The organism is Acinetobacter sp. YH12218 (assembly GCF_013417925.1).
GTDB classification, from domain to species: Bacteria; Pseudomonadota; Gammaproteobacteria; order Pseudomonadales; family Moraxellaceae; genus Acinetobacter; species Acinetobacter amyesii.
Genome location: NZ_VPDB01000033.1, coordinates 13,252 through 32,651 on the forward strand (window position 1 = coordinate 13,252; position 19,400 = coordinate 32,651).

The following is a 19,400-nucleotide window of genomic DNA, read 5'->3' on the forward strand; positions in this document are numbered from 1 at the left end:
CTCTAACTCATTTCAGGGATTGCTTATCTGTTGAAGCTAGAATACGAAATATCAAACCATAGGTAAAACCGAACTTTTTTATAAAAACTATCGGATTTTTAGATTTGTTATTTAAATCAATCTTTGCCTTTCCATCGTGCAAACCAATCAAGTTCAATGGGTGCAAGCCTTTATATCCATACAGAGGGCCTGCCAAGCAGCCTGTGTAAACTGTTGTTTATAGTGTGATGGTGGCGTTTTGACTTTATGCGATAACCATGCCCGACAATAATTTTCCGTTGCAGGGAACCATACTTTCTTAGATTCCATTGGTTCAACATTTGAGCCCATGATGCCCGGTATAAAAATAATAGGCACAACCAATTTAGGCCCAATAACGGCATTGCAAATAGTTTTATTAGTGCTTGGAGTCACAACAGACTTGAAGCAATCCCCCAGTACTATCAATAGGAGTTTTTTCAATCGTCATAATTATTCCTAGAATTTTTTTATTGTTTCAAGAATTGATTCATATATTTTTAGGGCTTCTTTTTCTGAAAGGTCTGAAGTCCGAACATTACTTCCATCGTATCCAGAATCAAACTCATACTTTACCGCTGGATCATTAATCTTCTGAGCTGTTCCTGCATGTTCCCAAGTTGCAATAATCCCATTTCTGCCTTTCATTGGAGCTTTGCTTACCCATTCCGATCCAGTGAGTTGATCACCACTAGTTTGGTTTTTTGTACCTTTTCTGATTGTTTTGAATGATGTGTACGTTAAATGAAGAATTCCATCACGTTTTAGATTGCTTTCTGTGCGAGTAATTAAATCTGGCAATTGATGAGCAACAGCATCGACTTGCATACTTGTTCTCACAGATGGCATATCGCTCATTTTGAATGCAATCGTATGTGTACTTCTTCGGAACTGTGAATCAGAATCTTTAATAAATCCATTTAAGATACAAACACCTTTCTCAGAAGGAACTGTATCGTTGTTGCGAGCACTGATATTCGCAATGATCTTGTTCATTTCATCAAAAACTAGACCTTTCTTCTCTGGCATGTATGGGATCTCAAACTTGAACAATGTATTCCGATCTAAGACCCAAAAATGAAGCTGTAAAGGAACACCTTCAATAGTTCCAGCTTTCCCTGAGAAAATACGTGCTGACTTAGACCCAAATATTTTTAATTCTGTGTCCAAAGTAATTTTAGATACTTTACTAGTAAAGTAATCTTTTAATGATGCATATTCAGCATTTAATTCAGCAACGGATGATCCAGTTTTACTCTTGATTTGGAATGAGTTGAATATATCACCACCAGCGATCTGCTCGACATTTTTAGGCAATTGGATCGTATATCTGCCAGCACAAAAACTTTTAGCGTTTTTTAAGTCAACCATTGGACTAAATACCTTAGAATTATTGTTTGCGTGGGAGTAACTAGCACTTATAAACATTGAAGTCATTAAAGCTAGTTTAACAATTGTTTTCATTGGTATTTCTCTCGAATATTAAATAATGTTAGTGTTATTAATTTCTAAACTATACGTTTAAATTATATTTATCAAAATTTGTAAAATTTAATTGATATATTGATAAAAAATTAAGTACTAAGAGAATGTAATGAATAAATATAATTTATATTAGACATCTTGCATAAATCAAAAAACGAGCACCTTTTTGATTGATATTTGTACTCTAACTTTCTTAGCATTCATGCATAATCTGCGGATGAAATACATTGATTCAAAGAAGAAGCTTTCTGAAACACAGTTTAAGCGATATACCGGCATCTCATGGTCAACCTTTTATTTAATGGTTGAGCAATTGCAGAAGCATGTTCCAGCTAAAGGCAGACCACCCAAGTTAAGTGTGGAGGATCAGGTTCTACTCTGTCTGAGCTATTGGCGGGAATACCGAACTTTATTTCACGTTGCTACGAGTTACGGGGTTTCAGAGTCAACAGCCTCAAGAATTGTACGTCATGTTGAAGATTGCCTGATTCAATCCAATCTGTTTAATTTACCGAAGAATTTGCCTGAAGGCGAAGGGATCGACTGGAATGTGGTGATCGTGGATGCCACAGAAATTCCAATTCAAAGGCCTAAAAAAACAGAAGAAAAGCTATAGTGGCAAGAAAAAGACGCATACCTTTAAAGTACAGGCCATCATTCATTATAAAACTCAGCAAATTCTGAGTTTATGCACTGATCGCGGTATGGTGCACGATTTCGAGCTATTCAAACGCAATTTAAAGCAGATTCCTTCAGGTGCTTTTATCCTTGCAGATAAAGGCTATCAGGGAATTTATGCTGTGTACCCTAATAGCCTATTGCCGTTAAAAGCCAAAAGACGCTGTAAACTGGAACCTGAACTCAAAATCTATAATCAGGCAATCAACAAAAGAAGAATCGGGATCGAGCATGTATTTGGTCGCCTGAAGACCTTTAAAATTCTTGCTGAACGTTACCGAAATAGAGGTAAAAGGCTGGGTTTGAGATTCCGTTTAATCGCAGGAATCTATAACTCGGAATTGAGTAAAAATGATTTATGAAAGAGGTCTATTTTTTAACAGTAATTTGTATTTTATTATCAGGCTGCACTACTTGGAACTAATGGGGCACTGGTAAAAGTCACAAATATTGTCATGTAGTTACTGATAATCAAATAAAACTTTTGAACTGTAAAATAATAAAAAAGTTTACAGAATTATTTCTAATATCTGTAAACTTTCTTTTAACTTACTATATATAAAGAATAATTTTATAAACTTTACAAAAATATATCTCTAGTGTGTCTCAAAACGGTTAACTATATAAAAAACAATAAAAAATAAAAATAAGAACTTAAAAATCATAATCTTATTAAAAAATAAATCAAATACTTTTTTAAAAAATTTGATTTTATAGGATTTCTTCTGAAATATAACGATAAATACAACTTTTACAATTAGTTTAAAAAATTAGAGAGAAGACTAAAATCGGTTATAATTATTTCACTATTTACATAGCTAAAAATCATGCTCGTTATGAATGATGCTGAAATCAGGTTAGCCCTGACCAATTGGCTGAACCAAAAAAAAATTTCTCCTCAAAAAATCTTAAATGAAATCACTATTTCAGATGGTTTAGCACGTCCAGATCTTATAGCGATTTATAGTTATTCTCATTGTTATGAAATCAAAGGTGATAATGATCAAATACAACGTATAGTCAGACAATTTACCCACTATCAGTCTTCATTTAAGAAAAATACACTGGTTACGACTCAAAAACATCTAAAAAAAGCGTTAGAGCTTCTGCCTGACTTTTGGGGAATTATTTTGGCAATAAATGAAAATGAAACAATAAAATTCAAGTATGTGAGAAAATCTTCTCACAACCCATTCTATCGCAAGGACATAGCTTCAAAGATTCTTTGGAAAGCTGAAATGCAGCAACTTTTAGAAAATAAATATATAAGCTATAAATCAAGTTCAACAAGAAATGATCTAATTGATCTCCTAAATATCTCCTACACTTCGTATGAATTAGACCAATCAATTTGCCTTAGCTTATTAAATAGAAAAGTCTCTTAGCATATATGTCACATGTAAATTAATGTTAGGCTTTAAAATAGTAGAAGAAGTTACTGATAGGCCTGTTGGCTGTTTTTCATGAATATATTTATCACCAAATGAATAATCCTTTTTTCTGTAAAAGTGTTTATGAACAATTTCATCAAGTAATGGCTTAAAAGGAACTCTTAAGCCTCTAGTTTTTCCACTTCTTGTAACATAAAAGTAATGATCATAAGGGTAAAAAATTTTACCTGTCATATATGACTGAATAGTCTCAATGTATATGTCTAAAAAGCTAGTTTCAGGACTAACACACGTGTAATCACCAAAATCAAATTGTATGTTTTGTTCTTTTAATTTTTTGAATACTGAAACTTCTTTTCTTTCGACAACTTTATTCTTTTTTGTTTCTATGAGTTGAGTTATGACTTTAGGAATAGTTGATCCCGATACTATTATTCTTTCGAATTTACCCAAATCTAGATTATCTAGAAAATCTATAACCTGCTTACTAGATCTCTCGATATCTTCTACAACCCTTAAGTCAAAAATAAGAATAATTTTTTCAAAGGTAGATTCTAATTTTGCTACACAATCCTCAAAATCATATTCAATGAATTCATAATCCTCAAAGGCAGATTCAGTTAATCGAATAGCAACTTTATCCTTTAGAAACATTCCTGCTTTTGCGCTAGCTAACACGCAATCTAAATGCTCCTGTACTCGATCATCAACACCACATACAGGTATCATACCAAGAGGTGCAAATTCATCTATTATCGATTGATAATTATATGTTTTTCCGTCAATTTTCACTAAAGGATCAATATCATAATTATCAATAAATATTTCATCTAAAAAATTAAGTTTAGTATTCAAATATTTTTTTTGAGCTTCAATTTTCTTTTTCAAAGTGTCAGTTTTAAATTCAAGTAATTCTTCTGGAGAAAAAGAGTCAATACCATCATTGTGAGACTTTGAAGGAAGTTCATTAGGTAAGTCAAAGAATACACTTAAATTTACCTTAAGCTCATCATCTAAGTAGTTTAAAGCATAAACTTCATTCATTTTAAATTTTAAAAATGGAATATATTTAGAGTTCATAGTTAATTTTATATTCCGCTCTTAATTTTGAATAACTAGCCCAATCATTATTTTCAAACGATAGTCTCCCCGCAATAATACTTGGATGAACTTTAAATAGCTTAGAATAGCTAGCCAAGTCTTCTAAGTTTCTTGTAGTTTTAATAGTTCTCCAAATTGAATTAGGGATCATTATTTCCCTCGCAAGTTTATTTGCTTGCTTCTCTAATTTATTTATATCTAAATCGAAACTTTCTTCAAAATAGTCCACAATAGGCTCATTCAATTCGTCAAAGTGTAATACGATATGGGATAATTCATGGAGTAAAGTAAACCAAAAACTATCTAAATTTTTTAGCCTTAGAGACATAGCAACAACTGGCTTTTCATTAACTTTTAAAGAGACACCATCTACTTTTGTCCCTTCCTTAGCAGTTTCAAAAATTAGGTATATACCTTGCTCTAGAAGATAATTTTGTATAACTATCAAATTAGTTTCTTTGATGAATTTATCAAATAGTGCCCGTAGAAAATCCCTATTTATGCCAACGTAGGGCTTATCCAAAAAACCATCTAAAAATCTAGCTTTACCACTTACAGTTGACACCCAAAAATCAATTAGATATTGATCTGCTGAATCCGTTTTCTTAAATAAACTTTTGGTAGGGCTATTACGGTAGATATTAAAAAACTTGTGATAGTTTTCATTATTTATACCAATTTTTTTCTTAATATTATCAGGCATTTGAGAATAATATGCATGAAAATTTTCAAACTCATTAAAGATTTCAATACTATTAGCGGAATGACATCCAATTGATTCTATTTCCAAACTCATGCTACTGCTCCAATAATATTTGAAACTTCATGATCTGGTAATTCAAAATACTTTAATGAAGGCTTATCATTACTTTGAACATGTTGCATCTTCAGTTTATTAATATAATATCCTTCGGCTTGTATAAGTGAATGCAATGAAAAACGTCCCGAATTTTTATATTTTTTTGCAAGATAATTAATTGCTTTTAATAATAGTGAGCTTCCCAATCCCTTATATCGGTGCGATTCAATAGGGGTATAACGATTCCATGGAGCAACTGCTAAATATTCAACATAGAAAATTTGCTCCAAGGGATTCAGACAACTATCTTTAGGAAAATAAATTAAGCATGCTGCCTGTACTTTCGAATCAATAGTAAGATAAAACCATTCATTACAATCGTCAGTTTTCAAATGATAGGTCTTATCTAACCATTTCCAATGCCAATCCTGTGAATCGATTCTTTTTGCTAAATCAAGCGCTTCTTCTTTCGGTAAACTTTTCAAATAAGCTAGAACTTGTGTATGGTATAGCTTCCATTCTTGATCACAATAAAGGGATTTTTCAAAACTGTATCCATTAGAAATTTCTAATAATTGTCCAGTCGGCAAATATTCTGAATGAATAGTTTGCTCATTAGGTGATTGAATTGGAATTCCATAACTCTTCAACTGATCTAAAATAGACTGCCCCATACCACCCCCTTTATTTTTTTGCATTATAACAAATAAAATCAAAAATTAAGGTAAGAGAAGGCTTAAATCAACTTCTAAAATTTTTGCGATCTCATATGCTTTCTCTAAAGTAAGATTTACTTCTCCACGTTCAATACGCCCCATATAACTACGATCGATATTACAAAGTAGAGCTAATTTTTCCTGAGATATGTTTTTCTCTTTTCTATGTTTCCGAACTAATTGTCCAAAAAAGATACTAAGTTCTGACATTTCAATTCAAGTGATCAAAAAACAGAACTATCACTATTTGAGGACTATATATCCACGGACTATAATCCTCTTTTATTTTTTATGCTGTGATTGTCATGTCTATAAGCAATATGCCGATGTTTGAACTTTTTCCACCACTGTTTAAAACCAAAAAGATTGAACAGTGGACAGCAAATGAGTTTTGGAAAAACTTAAAACTTAGTAAAAAAGAACGTAATCGCTTCAATAGACAACGTATGTATCGATTACTAAGAAAGTTAGTTGAAGATGGTTTTTTAATTAAAGAAACTAATTTAGTCAACTCTCGGCTTTCGACGTTTTCAGAAACCAACAAACTTGATCAATTACGTGAAATTACAGGTGTATCTTTAGATTTTATAGAAATGAGATGCACTAAAGATGAAACTCAAAAGAAAATCTCAATGTTAGAAAAACAACTAAATAGCTTCTCTTTATTAGAAAAGAAATTTCCAAATTCAGCTATTAGGATCAATAGTGAAAAAAATAAATGCATAGAAGAATTAACTGATCTCAATGCATATAGTACTGCTTTAGACAGTATCCTAACCTCATTTTGAGGTTAGGAACTCTGTGGTATTCCCAAAGCTTCGAGATACTCTTTCTTTAAAGTCATAGAAGGGCTTAATTCAGTAGGTTGAATATTTGTTTAATTATGATTTAAAAATTAGTTACATAGAGTTTTCAATAATACTTACTTTAAGTAAAATCTTTGCTTTTTTCACCTAAAAATAGAGTGGCTTTTGATAGTGAATCTTTTCTATTATTTACAAAAAAAATCTCGAAATGAGGTAATTCTATTTCGGCTTTATCAAAACAACAATCTTTAAATAATATCATTTCACCACAAGGACATACAGCATCTTTATTTATATGATCTAATTTAGATCTTTGCCATTTGTGCTTTGTTTTATGGACTCCCCATCCATCATATGCATGAATAAGTTGATTTGACACATACTCAACTACTCTATAATCATAGTCTATATCTTGAATAAAACAGTTTTTATCCATTGGATTAGTAACTAAAGAAACTTCACGTAATTCTGACATTTCTCCAATATGCATGCATAGCTCACCATTATAAAGCTTCCCTTTTTTATGCTCGCATTTATTTCTAGGGGTAATTTGCTTACCACAGATTGAACATGAATTTTTACTAACGAGAAATCCAATACTAAAAAATAGTTTGTATGGAAATAAAATTTGCCAATTTTTAACTGCATTTTTATAAAAGATTAAAGATCTTTTCTGAGTTTCTTCGATTAATTCTTCCTTATTTTGTTCAAGAAACTGTATATCTAACTCCAAAGCAGCAAGTAAACTCCACGCTTTAATGTATTCTTTATTCTTGATTAATAAAAAGCTCTCAATATATTTTTTTTTGATTAATATTATAGATTTAAGTGCCCATAAGTAGTTAGAAACATTACCATTTCCTAATTTTTTACTACTTTCAAGCCACTCATTAATTAGATCTGCTTGCTCCTGTAAGCAAGCAATATCAAGAAAATTCCTATCTAATAATGAATTATTTACCAAGTTTAGGAGGTTCAATATTTTCTTTTCCATCAGCTAACTCTTTGATTTTATCAAGTACCTTATGAACCTCGTTAACATCACCTTTATAATCAAGTTTGATATTTACCTGTTGAGGTCTCTCTATAATGACCGTCATTTCCAGTTCATCGCCAGGACTGCCATTTAGTTCATTAGAAATATAATCACTTAAGACACTTGTAAAAATAGGGGCAATAACTGCAGTTATGATAACTACACCAATACGTAAAGCTTTGGAATGTAGACCTACTTCTTGATAATCTTCATCGGATACTAAGATTTGGACAACATCTTCTCCGATATTGTCTTTCAAATATGAAAATAAATCTGCTGCCCCAACATGAAAAGCTTTTGAGTGATATACACTAGGTAGCATTACGACATCAAAAGCCTGATCTAAAAGTAGTGGTTGCTCATCTTTTAAAGTTGAAAAACTAATAGATTTTTCTTCAGTTATTTCATAAATTGTCTTCATACTCATGGAATTATATTCAAGTAGCTTTATTTAGTATCGAGAATACATTAAGTCCCGTTTTAGCCATAGCTAAATTTGATTCGTGCCTGTAAAGGCAAAAAATAATTCAGTACAACATAGAAATCAGAATAATCATTTTAAGCACCTGTACATACTGGCTGTTATACGAAATCTAAATTCAACTCCAAAATAAAAATCGCTATTCAATAGATTTTTACCCATCATTTATTTTTTTACTAATGGTCTATCTAAGGTAGCCAAATTCACATTAGGCATTTGAGATAAATTATATTGCCATCTTCTATATTGCTCAACCCACACGTTTTCTCGTTCTTTCAGCAATTCCTCTAAGTGTTTTATTTGGTTTCTTAGATCTTCGTTTTCTTTAATCAGCATATCAATAGTTACATCATTCGCCGATGTAATAGTCTTCGATTTTGCTTCTCTTAATGTTTTCTTTCGAAAATTAAAAGCCTGCTTTACAGGTTCATAGCTCATTAAAGTAAATTTTGAAATTGAAGGTCTATTCAATGCACTAGCGACCGATATTGCAAAATTATCCCAAGTTAACTTTCCAGACCATTTATTTAAAATGGACTCAATAATTTTCATTTCATTTACATCAATCAGCTTGGGTTTCATAATTCACCTGTTAATAAAGCCAAAAACGAAGTACTTGAGTCCTTAATTATTTGTGCAGAAATTGGATTTTTTTCATTAACTGCATTCACTAGTTTTTGCTCACCTAAAGCTATTTTGGTCAAACTGATATCTAACTCTTCAGGAATACGTAATATTAAACCATCAGGTAATTGATCATTTTCTAAATATTTTATTAAGGTCTTAATGATTGCTAATTTTTTTCCATGATAGATTAACCATGAATTTGCCCCAGCAAATCCGTCATTAGTTGCAGCGGCTGCTCTATTCAGTTCATCTTGATAAACAACTTCTAGTTCCTTGAGTTTTTCAAGATTTTTTGGAAGGCCTTTCACACATGCATGTTCTTTACAACTAATACATTCGCCTGCCTTTGTACAAGGAGTCATTGTCCAATCATGTTCACAATATCCATAACCAGACACCTGAACAGTACCTACACGATCTTTATGACCTAACATCTTAAACGTTACAGGTACGTTTAATTTCACCGCTGTTAAAGATTTCGAACCATCTAAACTTTCTAATCCTAACTTAGTTAGTAATTTTCTTGATTCTTCTGTTTTTTCCTCAAGTGTTCTCAAATCATATGCTAGGTTATCTTCAACACGGCTTCGACCAGCATACATTGCGAGATCTAATGAGTTCATTTCTCCACGTTCAGCTTCTGTAGAGAGCCATACACGTATTTGATGGGAAGTGATTACTAAATTTGTCCCATCTTCATTAACTAAACCTAATTGGCTAAAAAGCGAATCTTTACCTGATATTCTTTCATGGATAGCACCTAGGGCATCATTTAATAAATTTAGATTGGGGCACTCAAAACTGTATAATTTAGGTGCAAATACCGCATGAAATTCATTTTCACGTACTAGGCATAATAATTCAGATACAGGTTTACCAGTTTCAGGTATAAATGGCCAATTTGTAAATTTCTCTTTATATTTATCAATTGTATACTTAGCTAAATCTCTATACGTTATATATTTTTTTCCTTTTATTAGCTTATGAATCCATTTTTGTGAAAATACCTGAGCGAATACTTCAGTATCAGTCAATCGCCATGCTTTAGTATCCGAAGGAAGGCTTTGCAGACACATTGCTCCTGCAAACTGTTCAATAGTCAAAGGTTCATCTTCTCCATGATTAGGAGAAGTAATGCATTCTTCATGACGATAGAATTCATCAGGATGCTCTATGGCCCATTGAGTAGCTTTTCGAGCAGGCTCTCCTATTTCTTTGAGCCTTTCAATTGCTAATTGAATTGTTGGAACAATATAAGGGTGAATGGGCTTCTTAATTAAACCTCCTCCCTTTTCAGCCTTCCATGCTATATTCCATAATTGATCAAGACCTGTATTTTTCTTTTCTATTTCACTTAGTTCTTCACTTGATAAACAATCTACTGTAAGAAAACCAAGTTCGCCCCCTCGGCTAGGGGCTGCCAAAAGCAACGCAGATTGTGCTGAATAAAATTTTTGATAAGGATTTTTTGCTAATCTAAATGCATCTGCTAAAGCACCTATCTCAAAAGAGCTGAGCAAACGTTCTTCTTGCCATTCTCTATCTTCCTTAGAAGTCCCTTGTGCTTTGTTACCCGGTCTTTTCCACGAATTTTTCCACGTAGGGATAGTGATATTAATTTTAAATTTTTTTAAATCCTCTAGAAAAGCTTCTAGCATTTGACCATAACGGTATCTTGAAGCTTCAGAACTACGCTCATAAATTAATTCCGATATCTTTCTTACAACAATCCCATCAATTAACAGAACATCAGCTTTCAAGTAAATTTGAAGCAAAGCATCATGACTAGCTTTTAATACCATCATCATGTTGCTAGGATTAGTCGCTTTCCATGTCTGATTATCGCGTACATAAGCTTTTGCGAAATCAAGGAAAGGCTGTTGCATAGGTGTACCAGTTTTTTTTCCTTTAGAGGCCAAACCAGTGAACTCCATTGACTGTGACCTGCCATTAGCTAATCTATGTTTCCAATTTGAACTTGCAAATCCTCCTTGATCTTCATAGATACTTAACTCATTCTTAGCACGTAAAATGAAATCATTTAAATTTTTCTGACAATCTAATGCATGTTTTGGTACAAATTGAACAAAATTACTCATGCTATTTCTTCCATTGTAATTCGCTTATCACATGCATCTAAAATGGCTTTCACATGAGCCAACTGTAGGTCAAATGACTTTAAAATCAATTCACTGGCTCCAACTTTTTCTCGCTGTTCCATCTCTTCTAATAATTCTAAAAACAGCTCATCCCAAGGCGCATGTAAAAGTGGCTGGAATTTATTGCACAATAAACATGCTTTAATTCCAGCTTGACAAGAAGGAGAGCCACCACAGTTACCAATGTGCTCATTATTAGATTTATAAACCCTACTACTAGGGTCATTTCCTCTTATAGCCTCATTTTCATTTTCTATTAATCTTCCTTCAAATTGAGCTGCTAAAAAGGCCATAGCATCTTTCATTTTGTCAAAGATACGGGCAGCTAATTCAGCAGTATATGCAGTGTAAACTTTTAATTGTTGTGTATCTGAATGGTCCATTAGATAAGCCAATTGGACACCAGTGATGCCATGGCGTACTAAATTAGTCGCTCGCGTTCTTCTGCATCTTATTGGAGTAAAATGAATATATTCTCCAGTCCGTTCAGAAATAGCTTCACATTTTTTCGACACACTATTACTTAGAGAGTTATGTTTACTGGCACCCCCATGCAAATAATCAGGAATAGTTTTTAACTTATCTCTAAGATCCTCAACTGAATTAACACTGTTTAAATTCTTATTATTCAAGAAAATAGGGAGTTGATCTAAATCTTCTGGCTCAATATCGGGTAAATATCTTTTAACTTTTATTTTTACCTCATTAATTAAATTAATTAAAATTAAATACATATCTTCAGTAATACTTAGACTACGCATTTCTCCTCTGAATATACCTCCTCGTTGTTTTGCGCGTGGAATGTTTAACTCGTACTTCATTCCATCTAAATTATTTTGAATAGTTAAATCACATATTCTCAATGCTAAGATTTGTACAGGTCTACGAGCTGTAGCGTATATGGTATAAAACCACGCAAACTCTTCTAAAGTGAGTTTTCCTGTATTAAAAGCATTTCCAGCCCACACTAATAAGAATTGTTGTTCAGTTAAAGTATATGGACCTGTATAAGGACAATTTTGTAAAACTGCTTTTCCCTTGATATTGCCGCTTAGAATTAGACGATCTAAAGTATTTTCCAATCCCTTTTCTAATCCTTTGAAGTCCCACTCCATCCAACATCGTAATAATGCGCGAATTGTTCCAAGTTTGTACTCATTCTCTTGATTCAAAGTTGCTTTGAGACTCAAAATTAATTTTGATGTAATCAATCCTTCTTGATACATATCAGAAGATAACAAATATGTTTTTGTATAATTCCAACAATTGAATGTATGATGAGAAGATACTTCTTCTGCAAGCCTTGCGATTGTTAATTTAAAACCTGCATAAACTACTTTATCAATCTCTTGATTGGCTAGTCTCCAATTAATAGTTCTATTTTTATCTAAAACCCATACATCATCATTCAAACTAAATGCATATCCTGCCTTTGAGTATCTCGTCGAATATGTCTGTTCTGTTTGAGAAAAGCTATGTTCTGGCATCATTTTTCTTGGCCCTTCTTAATATGGGAATCCATTTTTTCAAGTTCACGCTTCAATAACTTTTCTGCTTGCTCTTTAGTATGACGAAGATTATAAATTTGGGCAGAATGTTCACTCTTATGACCATTGATATACATTCTTTGCTGAATTTCTTTTTTCTCAGAAATCACTTCATCAATACGGCCATCCTGAGATGCTTTGTGATTATGTTCATCAATATTATTTGAAAATCGATTATTAAAATCATGTCTAAAGCCATGCCTAGTTACTCTCTTTTTAACCACGAATCCATTCTTCTTAATGAAATCAGCTAATTCTTCATTTCCAGAAATTTTTTCAACAATTCTTGAAAACTGAGTTAAAGAGAGAGGATGTCCTTTACTAACCCCCTTATGAGATATAAATAAGAATTTGTGAGTATGAGCATTTGGGATAAAACGACGTTCTTCTAAAACATACTTACGAAGCTGATCGCTTAAATCCTGATTTATAGGCAAATCTCTTTCTAAAGTTTTAGCATTCGGTTCATCAGTTCTAAATTTATCTTCTGGATCATCATGCCGTGATTGGATCTGAACTATATTTCTTGCAAAATCAATATCTGAAATTTTTAATTGCAGAACCTCTCCTGCTCTCATACCAGTTTCATAAAGAATCCATAGAAGTAAATAATTTCTTTGCCTTACAGATTTTGTATAAGGATTATAAACATTCGAGGGTTCTGCTATTTCCATAACATGTTTGAAAATATCAGGGTGAGGGGCCTTCTTATTAGGGTCGGAACTTCTAGTCTTCGAACCACCATGTCTTTCTTTTTGTTTTAATATTTGAGCCTTTGTATTTTCAATGATATCTAGATAATTATAAAAAGAAGGTTTATTTCTCAAAATATTAATGGCCACAAATTCAAAGAAATTAGCAAATATTGTTATTCTATTTATCGCGTGTTCTTTCTCCACTGTAGCTGCTGGTATTTTTCTAATAGGAAATATAATTTTTAAATTTTGATCATTCCTTCGATGCTCTGTTTGATTTCTCAAATTTCTTCGTGCTGCTTTTGTAGTTAATTTACAGTGATCTCTTAATTTCTGAATTTCCAAGTCACTAAAGAAAAGCACTTGTGAAGACATATTTTTTTGACTAGCAGCTCTAATAATACGTTCAGAGATTCTCTCACCAATGCTCATTTCCCAGATATAGATATGAGCCAAATGATTGAGATACGCTTTTTGTGTTGTATGCTTTTCGGAACGAACATTCGTAGTTAAAAATAAAGTGGTCCAAAAATCAGGAAGACCAAGACTATTTATTAATAATCCAAATCTTTCTCCGCCTTCTGCAATATAGTTTTTACGATGTAAGCTCACGTACTTAACACCCCAGTAAATACAATATTTTTATTATATAAAGTTATTAAGCACAAATACAATTTTTTTTAAAAGAAATAAAAAAAGAACTTGATATAAATCAAGCTCTTTCTCTTTAATAAATACAATAATTAAGTATTGTACAATTTAAAACGGTAAGTCATCATCTAAATCTGCTGCTGCAGGAGCCGGTGTCGGTGCAGGCTGTTGTTTTGGCGCAAAACCACCTGGGTTGTTGTTGCCATAGCTATTGCCTTGAGCCGGTTGGTTATTGCCATAACCGCCTTGGTTTGAGTTATTACCGTAGCCACCTTGGTTTTGGTTATTGTTATAACCACCTTGTTGGTTATTAAAACGAGGCTGACCAAAATCACCGCCTTGACCTTGTTCGCCTTGTTGGCGATTATTGTCAAGCATTTGCATTTGTTCACCACGAATTTCAGTCGTGTAACGCTCTTGACCGCCTTGATCTGTCCACTGACGAGTACGTAATGAACCTTCAATATAAACTTTAGAACCTTTGCGCAAATATTGCTGTGCAATTTCACCTAAGCGGTTATGTAACACAATACGGTGCCATTCTGTTTGCTCTTTACGTTCACCTGTATTTTTATCTGTCCATGAATCACTCGTTGCAATTGAGAACTGAGTGAGAGAACCACCATTTGGGAAAGTTTTTGTTTCAGGGTCACGACCCAAAGTACCAACTAAAATGACCTTATTTACACCACGCATCAGACGTATTCTTCCTATTTGTTTCTATTATTTACTTTATAAGAGTTATGGTTAAATGGCTACCTCTTTCCCTAACAAGTGCGTTAAATGTTGTCGCGCAGATTCATCCATCTGCTGCTTATCCACTTTTACATAAGCCACTTGCTGGTCAGACATCACCACAACTTCTTCAATACCACGAATTGCTAAAAGCTGAGAAGTCCATTCATCCGTTTCTTTATCTTCAGGCAAACTGAAAACCATAGACGATAAATAACGCGGCTGAGCCAACCCAAAACTAATGATCAACCATAAAATGGCTAGCCCTGTCAGGATGCCCCATCCCATTGCCGTATCATTTAGCAACAAAAGTTGCCCGCCAATCATACCACCAAAAAATGCCCCCAGAAACTGACTGCTGGCGTTCACGCCCATGGCTGTCGCTTTAGACTGAATTGGAGCCGCTTTCGATAACCATGACGGTAATAATGCTTCCATCACATTAAATGCAATAAAGAATAATCCTAAGCCAGTAAGCAGAATATATTTAGATTCGAAACCAAAAATTAAGATGCCCAATCCTAGAATAATGCCACCAATGGCGGTCAAGAAAATGCCACGCATTTTGCGATATTTTTCCGCCAGAATAATGCTCGGAAAGGCAAAAAACAGGCTCACGACCAAAAGCGGCAAATATACCAGACCATGCGAATGCAAGGGAATATTGGCGAAGTCAATCAACTGAGATGGCACATAAATAAACATCGCTGTGAGTAGTAAATGCAATGCAAAGACTGAAACGTGCAACCGATTTAGATCAGGCATTTTCAGCACTTGCTTCAATTGCGTCAGATAACCTTGTTGGAAATTTCGGTGATGACGCGTCACTTTCGGCACCAACAGCAACATCGCAATCGCAGCAAGTCCCATGATGGTGGTCACCCAAAATAAACCCGAGATACCGACTAAACCTGTGAGCCAAGGTCCAAGGCTAAATGCCACCACAAAGGACAGACCGATACTCATCCCCATCATCGCCATGGCTTTAGTGCGCTGTTCTTCACGTGTGACATCGGCTAACAAAGCCATCACTACCGCAGACACAGCGCCACCACCGGCTATCGCACGCCCGATAATTACGCCATAGATACTATCGGACATTGCTGCAATTGCACCGCCTAAAGCAAACAACAGCAGCCCAATGACCACCAACGGTTTACGGCTATAACGGTCTGCAATCAGACTAAACGGGATCTGTAATATCGCTTGGGTCAACCCATAGACACCAACCGCCAAACCAATGAGTGCCGGTGTTGCCCCTGCATATTGCTGACCTGCCACAGAGAAAACAGGAATAATCATGAACAGCCCCAGCATACGTAAGGCGAAAATACTACTCAAAGCAAAAGTTGAGCGTCGTTCAAGAGCATTCATCATAGCTGGTTAAAAATTCATTAATCTTGGAATGGGATTATAGGACATTCAGCTTAAAGCGAAGCAGGATTTTTATTGATTTTAAATATCCTGATGATTGGACAAATAAAAAGCGCAGCTGATGCTGCGCTTTTTGGGAGATTTGAGGCAAGTTTAAATTAGCCTAGACTTTCTTGGCGCTTTTTATATTGAATTGAGGCAATCACCGCCCAAACAATAAATGCCACACCAATCAGACCCGTTACCACTTCAGGGACATGCAGACCTGTGCCACTCGCCAACATAATGAAGGCCAAAGCACCAATCGCATAATGCGCACCATGTTCAAGGAAGATATAAGCATCTAAGGTGCCTTTATCCACCAAGTATATGGTCATCGAACGCACGAACATAGCACCAATAGCAAGACCGAGCATAATGATTACCACATCAGAGGTAATCGCAAATGCACCAATCACACCATCAAAACTGAATGAGGCATCGAGTACTTCAAGGTAAAGGAAACCACCAAAACCTGCTTTGATCACGCCTGTCGGTACGCCATTTGCGTCATGTCCAACCGCATTACCGTTTTCATCAACTTCAGGTTCACCACCCAATAAATGACTCAGTACTTGGACACCGATATACACCACGATCCCCCAGATACCCGCCATCACTACCGCTAGACGAGAGACTTCGGCCACGTTTGCTGCCATTACCAATAACGCAATTAGGGCAATAAACACGGACATCGCAGGAACGTTTGCAAGATTGGCCAAACGGCGCTCTAACCAACGGAACCAATGGGTATCTTTCCCTTCATCTAAGAAGAAGTTCAGGAACACCAATAATAAGAAAGCACCACCAAAGGCCGCAATTTCTGCATGATGTGCCATCAATTTAGCTGAATACTGAATTGGATCATTCAACGCCATTTGAACCACTTCCATTGCACCCATGTCTGCAGTTACAGCCACGATCACAATTGGGAAAATCAAACGCATACCAAAGACAGCAATCACGATCCCGACGGTTAAGAAAATCATTTTCCAAAAATGATCCCAACCACGGAGTACAGATGCATTGACGACGGCATTGTCAAAAGACAAAGACACTTCCATCACAGCTAAAATGGCAGTAATGGTCAGTGCTGTCAGCATGGCTTGCACGCCCGCATTTGGGCCATGATTCAGACCCCAATATGCAGAAATAGCAAGACACACGATCGTAAAGACGATTGAGAAACCAAAATGTTTCATCATGATAGATCGACCTATTCATTCAATAAGATTTCAAAATGAGGGAATACCCAGTTTGAAGCTAAGTTTATGGCGCAATTATGCCGCTTTTCAGAATTGAAACCAAAAATTATTCGTTACATTTTGAATAAACACTCTAAGATGAAGGCTCTCAATTACATCGCATCATGGTGTAGACCCGTCTTTCATTTTTAACGACAGGAATGTTCAATGCGTTTTTCTGAAGAAGTTTGGCAACGTAATACCGCGTTATATCAGCAGATTCTCCATCTACCGTTTAATCAGGAATTGGCTCAGGGCAGTTTAAGCCGCGATGCCTTTTGCCACTATGTCATTCAGGATGCCCATTATTTATTGGCTTATGGTCGTGCGCTTGCGGTGTGTGCAGCCAAGGCATTTGATGCCGACGATGTGATTCAGTTTTCTGAAGCGGCAAAAATTGCCATCGTGGTGGAACGCAGTCTGCACAATGACTTTATGCAAGGTTTCAACATTAGCAAAGAACAGTTTGAAAATACTCCACTGACCCTTGCCTGTCATCATTACACTTCGTTTCTAACAGCGACAGCATGGTCAGAAAGTTACCCTGTGGTCCTTGCCTCACTCCTGCCTTGCTTTTGGATCTATGCTGAAGTCGGCAAAGCCATTGTCAGCCAATCTGTACCGAATAACCCTTACCAAGCATGGATCGACACCTACTCAGGTGACGACTTCAATACCGCTGTACAAAACGTGATTCAAACTATTGATCGAGTGGCGGCTCGCTGTGATGCAGATACACGTGAAAAAATGCATGCGGCTTACACGAACGGCGCAAAATTAGAATGGATGTTCTGGGACAGCGCGTATCAACAGCGGACATGGCCTGTAGAATAAACCTTTGATTTAAACTGTATAAAAAATTAAGGATCTAAAATTGCTTTTAGATCCTTTTTTAATATGGTTAGATTCGGTTTTTAGAATGACCATGCACGATCATTTCAGGCATTAGCGTTTAAAACGATACCATCCGAGAAAAATCCCCATCGCGATAATCACCAAAAAAATCGCAAAACGTGCTTCACGCAACTCACTGCGTGCTGCTTTGCGTTCCTGCATCTCTTCTGAATGAAATTGTGATTTGACCATCGGATCTAGTTGAGCAATAGCCAATAAATCTTTGGGCTTTTCACCTTTGCCTAAAATGAAATAAAGCCCTTTGACTTGCATTTCATTCAGTTTTCCCAGTTCAATATTCAGTTGAGTAGCTTGTGCATTATAGTCAGGCACCCAATCTTCTACGCGGGCATATACATGGGCACGACTGGTATCAAAGAGTGATGCATCCAGCACTTTCTTGCCAGTTTGATCTTCCAGTTGTTCACTCAAATCTGAGAATTGGGACAGTACATAGTCTTTTTTCTGTGCCAACTGTACACCATCAAAAGCATACTCTTGTATTTTTTGTGCAGGATTATTTTTCAACAATAAACCTTGCGGAACGACTTTAAAGTCCAGAACAGTATTGTCAGGGACTTGGTTGGTTTGCAGTACCATATAGACCACAGACCATAGCTGTTCATTTTGCCCGACCGCAGGCACGCTCACGCTATAACGCTGCTCGGCTACCGGGTCAATAAACTGTTCAAACGCGAGGATTTGACTGTCTTCAGCCCACAGGATTTGACTTGAAAACATGAGGCAGATGATCACCCAAAATTGTTTTAACATTATTTGCTCTTATCATGATTATTTTCTGTTCTGGCAGAATTATAATTAATTATTCAAATACTTACATTTTAAATCACACATTTAGTGATTGGAAATTCATCATAATTTAATACAAATCTATTGTTTTATAAATGATCTAGAACCGATAAA

The 19,400-nt window shown here is 35.1% G+C and carries 20 protein-coding genes; 5 read left to right on the plus strand and 15 right to left on the minus strand.

Annotation, left to right across the window (positions count from 1 at the left end; genetic code table 11):
- Positions 1–477: 477 nt before the first annotated feature.
- Positions 478–1,482 (minus strand): T6SS immunity protein Tli4 family protein, encoded by a 1,005-nt coding sequence (locus tag FTV03_RS10500; protein WP_180041365.1) that lies wholly within the window; start codon positions 1,480–1,482, stop codon positions 478–480.
- A 238-nt stretch (positions 1,483–1,720) separates the two neighbouring features.
- Here FTV03_RS10500 and FTV03_RS10505 point away from each other — a divergent pair, with 238 nt between their 5' ends.
- From FTV03_RS10505 to FTV03_RS10515, 3 genes are all read left to right on the plus strand, one after another.
- The gene (locus FTV03_RS10505) at positions 1,721–2,119 is read left to right on the plus strand and encodes a transposase family protein (protein ID WP_180010615.1); all 399 of its coding nucleotides are present in this window, start codon (positions 1,721–1,723) and stop codon (positions 2,117–2,119) included.
- The gene (locus tag FTV03_RS17795; protein WP_218949540.1) at positions 2,067–2,543 is read left to right on the plus strand and encodes a transposase family protein; all 477 of its coding nucleotides are present in this window, start codon (positions 2,067–2,069) and stop codon (positions 2,541–2,543) included. Before FTV03_RS10505 ends, FTV03_RS17795 begins: the two co-directional genes overlap by 53 nt.
- A gap of 474 nt (positions 2,544–3,017) precedes the next feature.
- Positions 3,018–3,566: a sce7726 family protein gene (locus tag FTV03_RS10515; RefSeq protein WP_180041366.1), complete on the plus strand. Its 549-nt coding sequence runs from the start codon at positions 3,018–3,020 to the stop codon at positions 3,564–3,566.
- On the opposite strand, the gene FTV03_RS10520 is transcribed toward FTV03_RS10515, so the two are convergent.
- From FTV03_RS10520 to FTV03_RS10535, 4 genes are read right to left on the minus strand one after another with little or no spacing between them, the layout of a single operon-like run.
- Positions 3,546–4,652 (minus strand): hypothetical protein, encoded by a 1,107-nt coding sequence (locus tag FTV03_RS10520; protein ID WP_180041367.1) that lies wholly within the window; start codon positions 4,650–4,652, stop codon positions 3,546–3,548. The two genes, FTV03_RS10515 and FTV03_RS10520, sit on opposite strands and share 21 nt — an antisense overlap.
- The gene (locus FTV03_RS10525; protein ID WP_180041368.1) at positions 4,642–5,469 is read right to left on the minus strand and encodes an ImmA/IrrE family metallo-endopeptidase; all 828 of its coding nucleotides are present in this window, start codon (positions 5,467–5,469) and stop codon (positions 4,642–4,644) included. Before FTV03_RS10525 ends, FTV03_RS10520 begins: the two co-directional genes overlap by 11 nt.
- Positions 5,466–6,146, minus strand: a complete 681-nt coding sequence (locus tag FTV03_RS10530; protein WP_180041369.1) for a hypothetical protein — start codon at positions 6,144–6,146, stop codon at positions 5,466–5,468. The genes FTV03_RS10525 and FTV03_RS10530 overlap by 4 nt, the downstream gene beginning before the upstream one ends.
- 45 nt (positions 6,147–6,191) lie before the next feature.
- A complete protein-coding gene (locus FTV03_RS10535) occupies positions 6,192–6,398 on the minus strand; it encodes a helix-turn-helix domain-containing protein (protein ID WP_180041370.1) in 207 nt (68 codons plus the stop codon).
- A gap of 95 nt (positions 6,399–6,493) precedes the next feature.
- Between FTV03_RS10535 and FTV03_RS10540 the strand changes: the two genes are divergently transcribed.
- Complete coding sequence (locus tag FTV03_RS10540) at positions 6,494–6,976, plus strand: hypothetical protein (RefSeq protein WP_257220740.1); 483 nt, start codon at positions 6,494–6,496, stop codon at positions 6,974–6,976.
- Positions 6,977–7,115: 139 nt separating this feature from the next.
- Here FTV03_RS10540 and FTV03_RS10545 read toward each other — a convergent pair whose 3' ends face one another.
- The 9 genes from FTV03_RS10545 to FTV03_RS10590 all read right to left on the minus strand — a co-directional run bounded on the left by FTV03_RS10545 (position 7,116) and on the right by FTV03_RS10590 (position 17,543).
- Positions 7,116–7,988 carry a zinc chelation protein SecC gene (locus FTV03_RS10545; protein ID WP_180041371.1) on the minus strand — a complete coding sequence of 291 codons (873 nt, stop codon included), beginning with the start codon at positions 7,986–7,988 and terminating at the stop codon, positions 7,116–7,118.
- Complete coding sequence (locus tag FTV03_RS10550; RefSeq protein ID WP_180041372.1) at positions 7,948–8,457, minus strand: hypothetical protein; 510 nt, start codon at positions 8,455–8,457, stop codon at positions 7,948–7,950. Before FTV03_RS10550 ends, FTV03_RS10545 begins: the two co-directional genes overlap by 41 nt.
- Before the next feature lie 219 nt (positions 8,458–8,676).
- Positions 8,677–9,093: a hypothetical protein gene (locus tag FTV03_RS10555; protein WP_180041373.1), complete on the minus strand. Its 417-nt coding sequence runs from the start codon at positions 9,091–9,093 to the stop codon at positions 8,677–8,679.
- On the minus strand, positions 9,090–11,237 hold the full coding sequence (locus tag FTV03_RS10560; RefSeq protein WP_257220741.1) for a hypothetical protein: 2,148 nt from the start codon (positions 11,235–11,237) through the stop codon (positions 9,090–9,092). The genes FTV03_RS10555 and FTV03_RS10560 overlap by 4 nt, the downstream gene beginning before the upstream one ends.
- Positions 11,234–12,787, minus strand: coding sequence for a site-specific integrase (locus tag FTV03_RS10570; RefSeq protein WP_257220742.1), 1,554 nt, complete (start codon positions 12,785–12,787; stop codon positions 11,234–11,236). Before FTV03_RS10570 ends, FTV03_RS10560 begins: the two co-directional genes overlap by 4 nt.
- Entirely contained in the window at positions 12,784–14,151 is a 1,368-nt protein-coding gene (locus tag FTV03_RS18095; protein ID WP_180041374.1) for a site-specific integrase, read from the minus strand. Before FTV03_RS18095 ends, FTV03_RS10570 begins: the two co-directional genes overlap by 4 nt.
- Positions 14,152–14,298: 147 nt before the next feature.
- Positions 14,299–14,886 (minus strand): single-stranded DNA-binding protein, encoded by a 588-nt coding sequence (gene ssb, locus FTV03_RS10580; protein WP_078190523.1) that lies wholly within the window; start codon positions 14,884–14,886, stop codon positions 14,299–14,301.
- 51 nt (positions 14,887–14,937) lie between these two features.
- Positions 14,938–16,302, minus strand: a complete 1,365-nt coding sequence (locus tag FTV03_RS10585; RefSeq protein WP_180002751.1) for an MFS transporter — start codon at positions 16,300–16,302, stop codon at positions 14,938–14,940.
- 155 nt (positions 16,303–16,457) lie between these two features.
- Positions 16,458–17,543, minus strand: coding sequence for a DUF475 domain-containing protein (locus tag FTV03_RS10590; protein WP_180002749.1), 1,086 nt, complete (start codon positions 17,541–17,543; stop codon positions 16,458–16,460).
- A 207-nt stretch (positions 17,544–17,750) separates the two neighbouring features.
- Here FTV03_RS10590 and tenA point away from each other — a divergent pair, with 207 nt between their 5' ends.
- Positions 17,751–18,416: a thiaminase II gene (tenA, locus tag FTV03_RS10595; protein WP_180041375.1), complete on the plus strand. Its 666-nt coding sequence runs from the start codon at positions 17,751–17,753 to the stop codon at positions 18,414–18,416.
- A 111-nt stretch (positions 18,417–18,527) separates the two neighbouring features.
- Here the strand turns inward: tenA and FTV03_RS10600 are convergent, their stop codons facing one another.
- A complete protein-coding gene (locus FTV03_RS10600) occupies positions 18,528–19,250 on the minus strand; it encodes a hypothetical protein (protein WP_180010619.1) in 723 nt (240 codons plus the stop codon).
- Positions 19,251–19,400 lie beyond the last annotated feature (150 nt).

Coding starts and splice junctions, on each gene's coding strand:
- FTV03_RS10500 (WP_180041365.1), bottom strand. CDS start 1,482: ATGAAAACAATTGTTAAACTAGCTTTAATGACTTCAATGTTTATAAGT.
- FTV03_RS10505 (WP_180010615.1), top strand. CDS start 1,721: ATGAAATACATTGATTCAAAGAAGAAGCTTTCTGAAACACAGTTTAAG.
- FTV03_RS17795 (WP_218949540.1), top strand. CDS start 2,067: ATGCCACAGAAATTCCAATTCAAAGGCCTAAAAAAACAGAAGAAAAGC.
- FTV03_RS10515 (WP_180041366.1), top strand. CDS start 3,018: ATGAATGATGCTGAAATCAGGTTAGCCCTGACCAATTGGCTGAACCAA.
- FTV03_RS10520 (WP_180041367.1), bottom strand. CDS start 4,652: ATGAACTCTAAATATATTCCATTTTTAAAATTTAAAATGAATGAAGTT.
- FTV03_RS10525 (WP_180041368.1), bottom strand. CDS start 5,469: ATGAGTTTGGAAATAGAATCAATTGGATGTCATTCCGCTAATAGTATT.
- FTV03_RS10530 (WP_180041369.1), bottom strand. CDS start 6,146: ATGGGGCAGTCTATTTTAGATCAGTTGAAGAGTTATGGAATTCCAATT.
- FTV03_RS10535 (WP_180041370.1), bottom strand. CDS start 6,398: ATGTCAGAACTTAGTATCTTTTTTGGACAATTAGTTCGGAAACATAGA.
- FTV03_RS10540 (WP_257220740.1), top strand. CDS start 6,494: ATGTCTATAAGCAATATGCCGATGTTTGAACTTTTTCCACCACTGTTT.
- FTV03_RS10545 (WP_180041371.1), bottom strand. CDS start 7,988: ATGGAAAAGAAAATATTGAACCTCCTAAACTTGGTAAATAATTCATTA.
- FTV03_RS10550 (WP_180041372.1), bottom strand. CDS start 8,457: ATGAGTATGAAGACAATTTATGAAATAACTGAAGAAAAATCTATTAGT.
- FTV03_RS10555 (WP_180041373.1), bottom strand. CDS start 9,093: ATGAAACCCAAGCTGATTGATGTAAATGAAATGAAAATTATTGAGTCC.
- FTV03_RS10560 (WP_257220741.1), bottom strand. CDS start 11,237: ATGAGTAATTTTGTTCAATTTGTACCAAAACATGCATTAGATTGTCAG.
- FTV03_RS10570 (WP_257220742.1), bottom strand. CDS start 12,787: ATGATGCCAGAACATAGCTTTTCTCAAACAGAACAGACATATTCGACG.
- ssb (WP_078190523.1), bottom strand. CDS start 14,886: ATGCGTGGTGTAAATAAGGTCATTTTAGTTGGTACTTTGGGTCGTGAC.
- FTV03_RS10585 (WP_180002751.1), bottom strand. CDS start 16,302: ATGATGAATGCTCTTGAACGACGCTCAACTTTTGCTTTGAGTAGTATT.
- FTV03_RS10590 (WP_180002749.1), bottom strand. CDS start 17,543: ATGATGAAACATTTTGGTTTCTCAATCGTCTTTACGATCGTGTGTCTT.
- tenA (WP_180041375.1), top strand. CDS start 17,751: ATGCGTTTTTCTGAAGAAGTTTGGCAACGTAATACCGCGTTATATCAG.
- FTV03_RS10600 (WP_180010619.1), bottom strand. CDS start 19,250: ATGTTAAAACAATTTTGGGTGATCATCTGCCTCATGTTTTCAAGTCAA.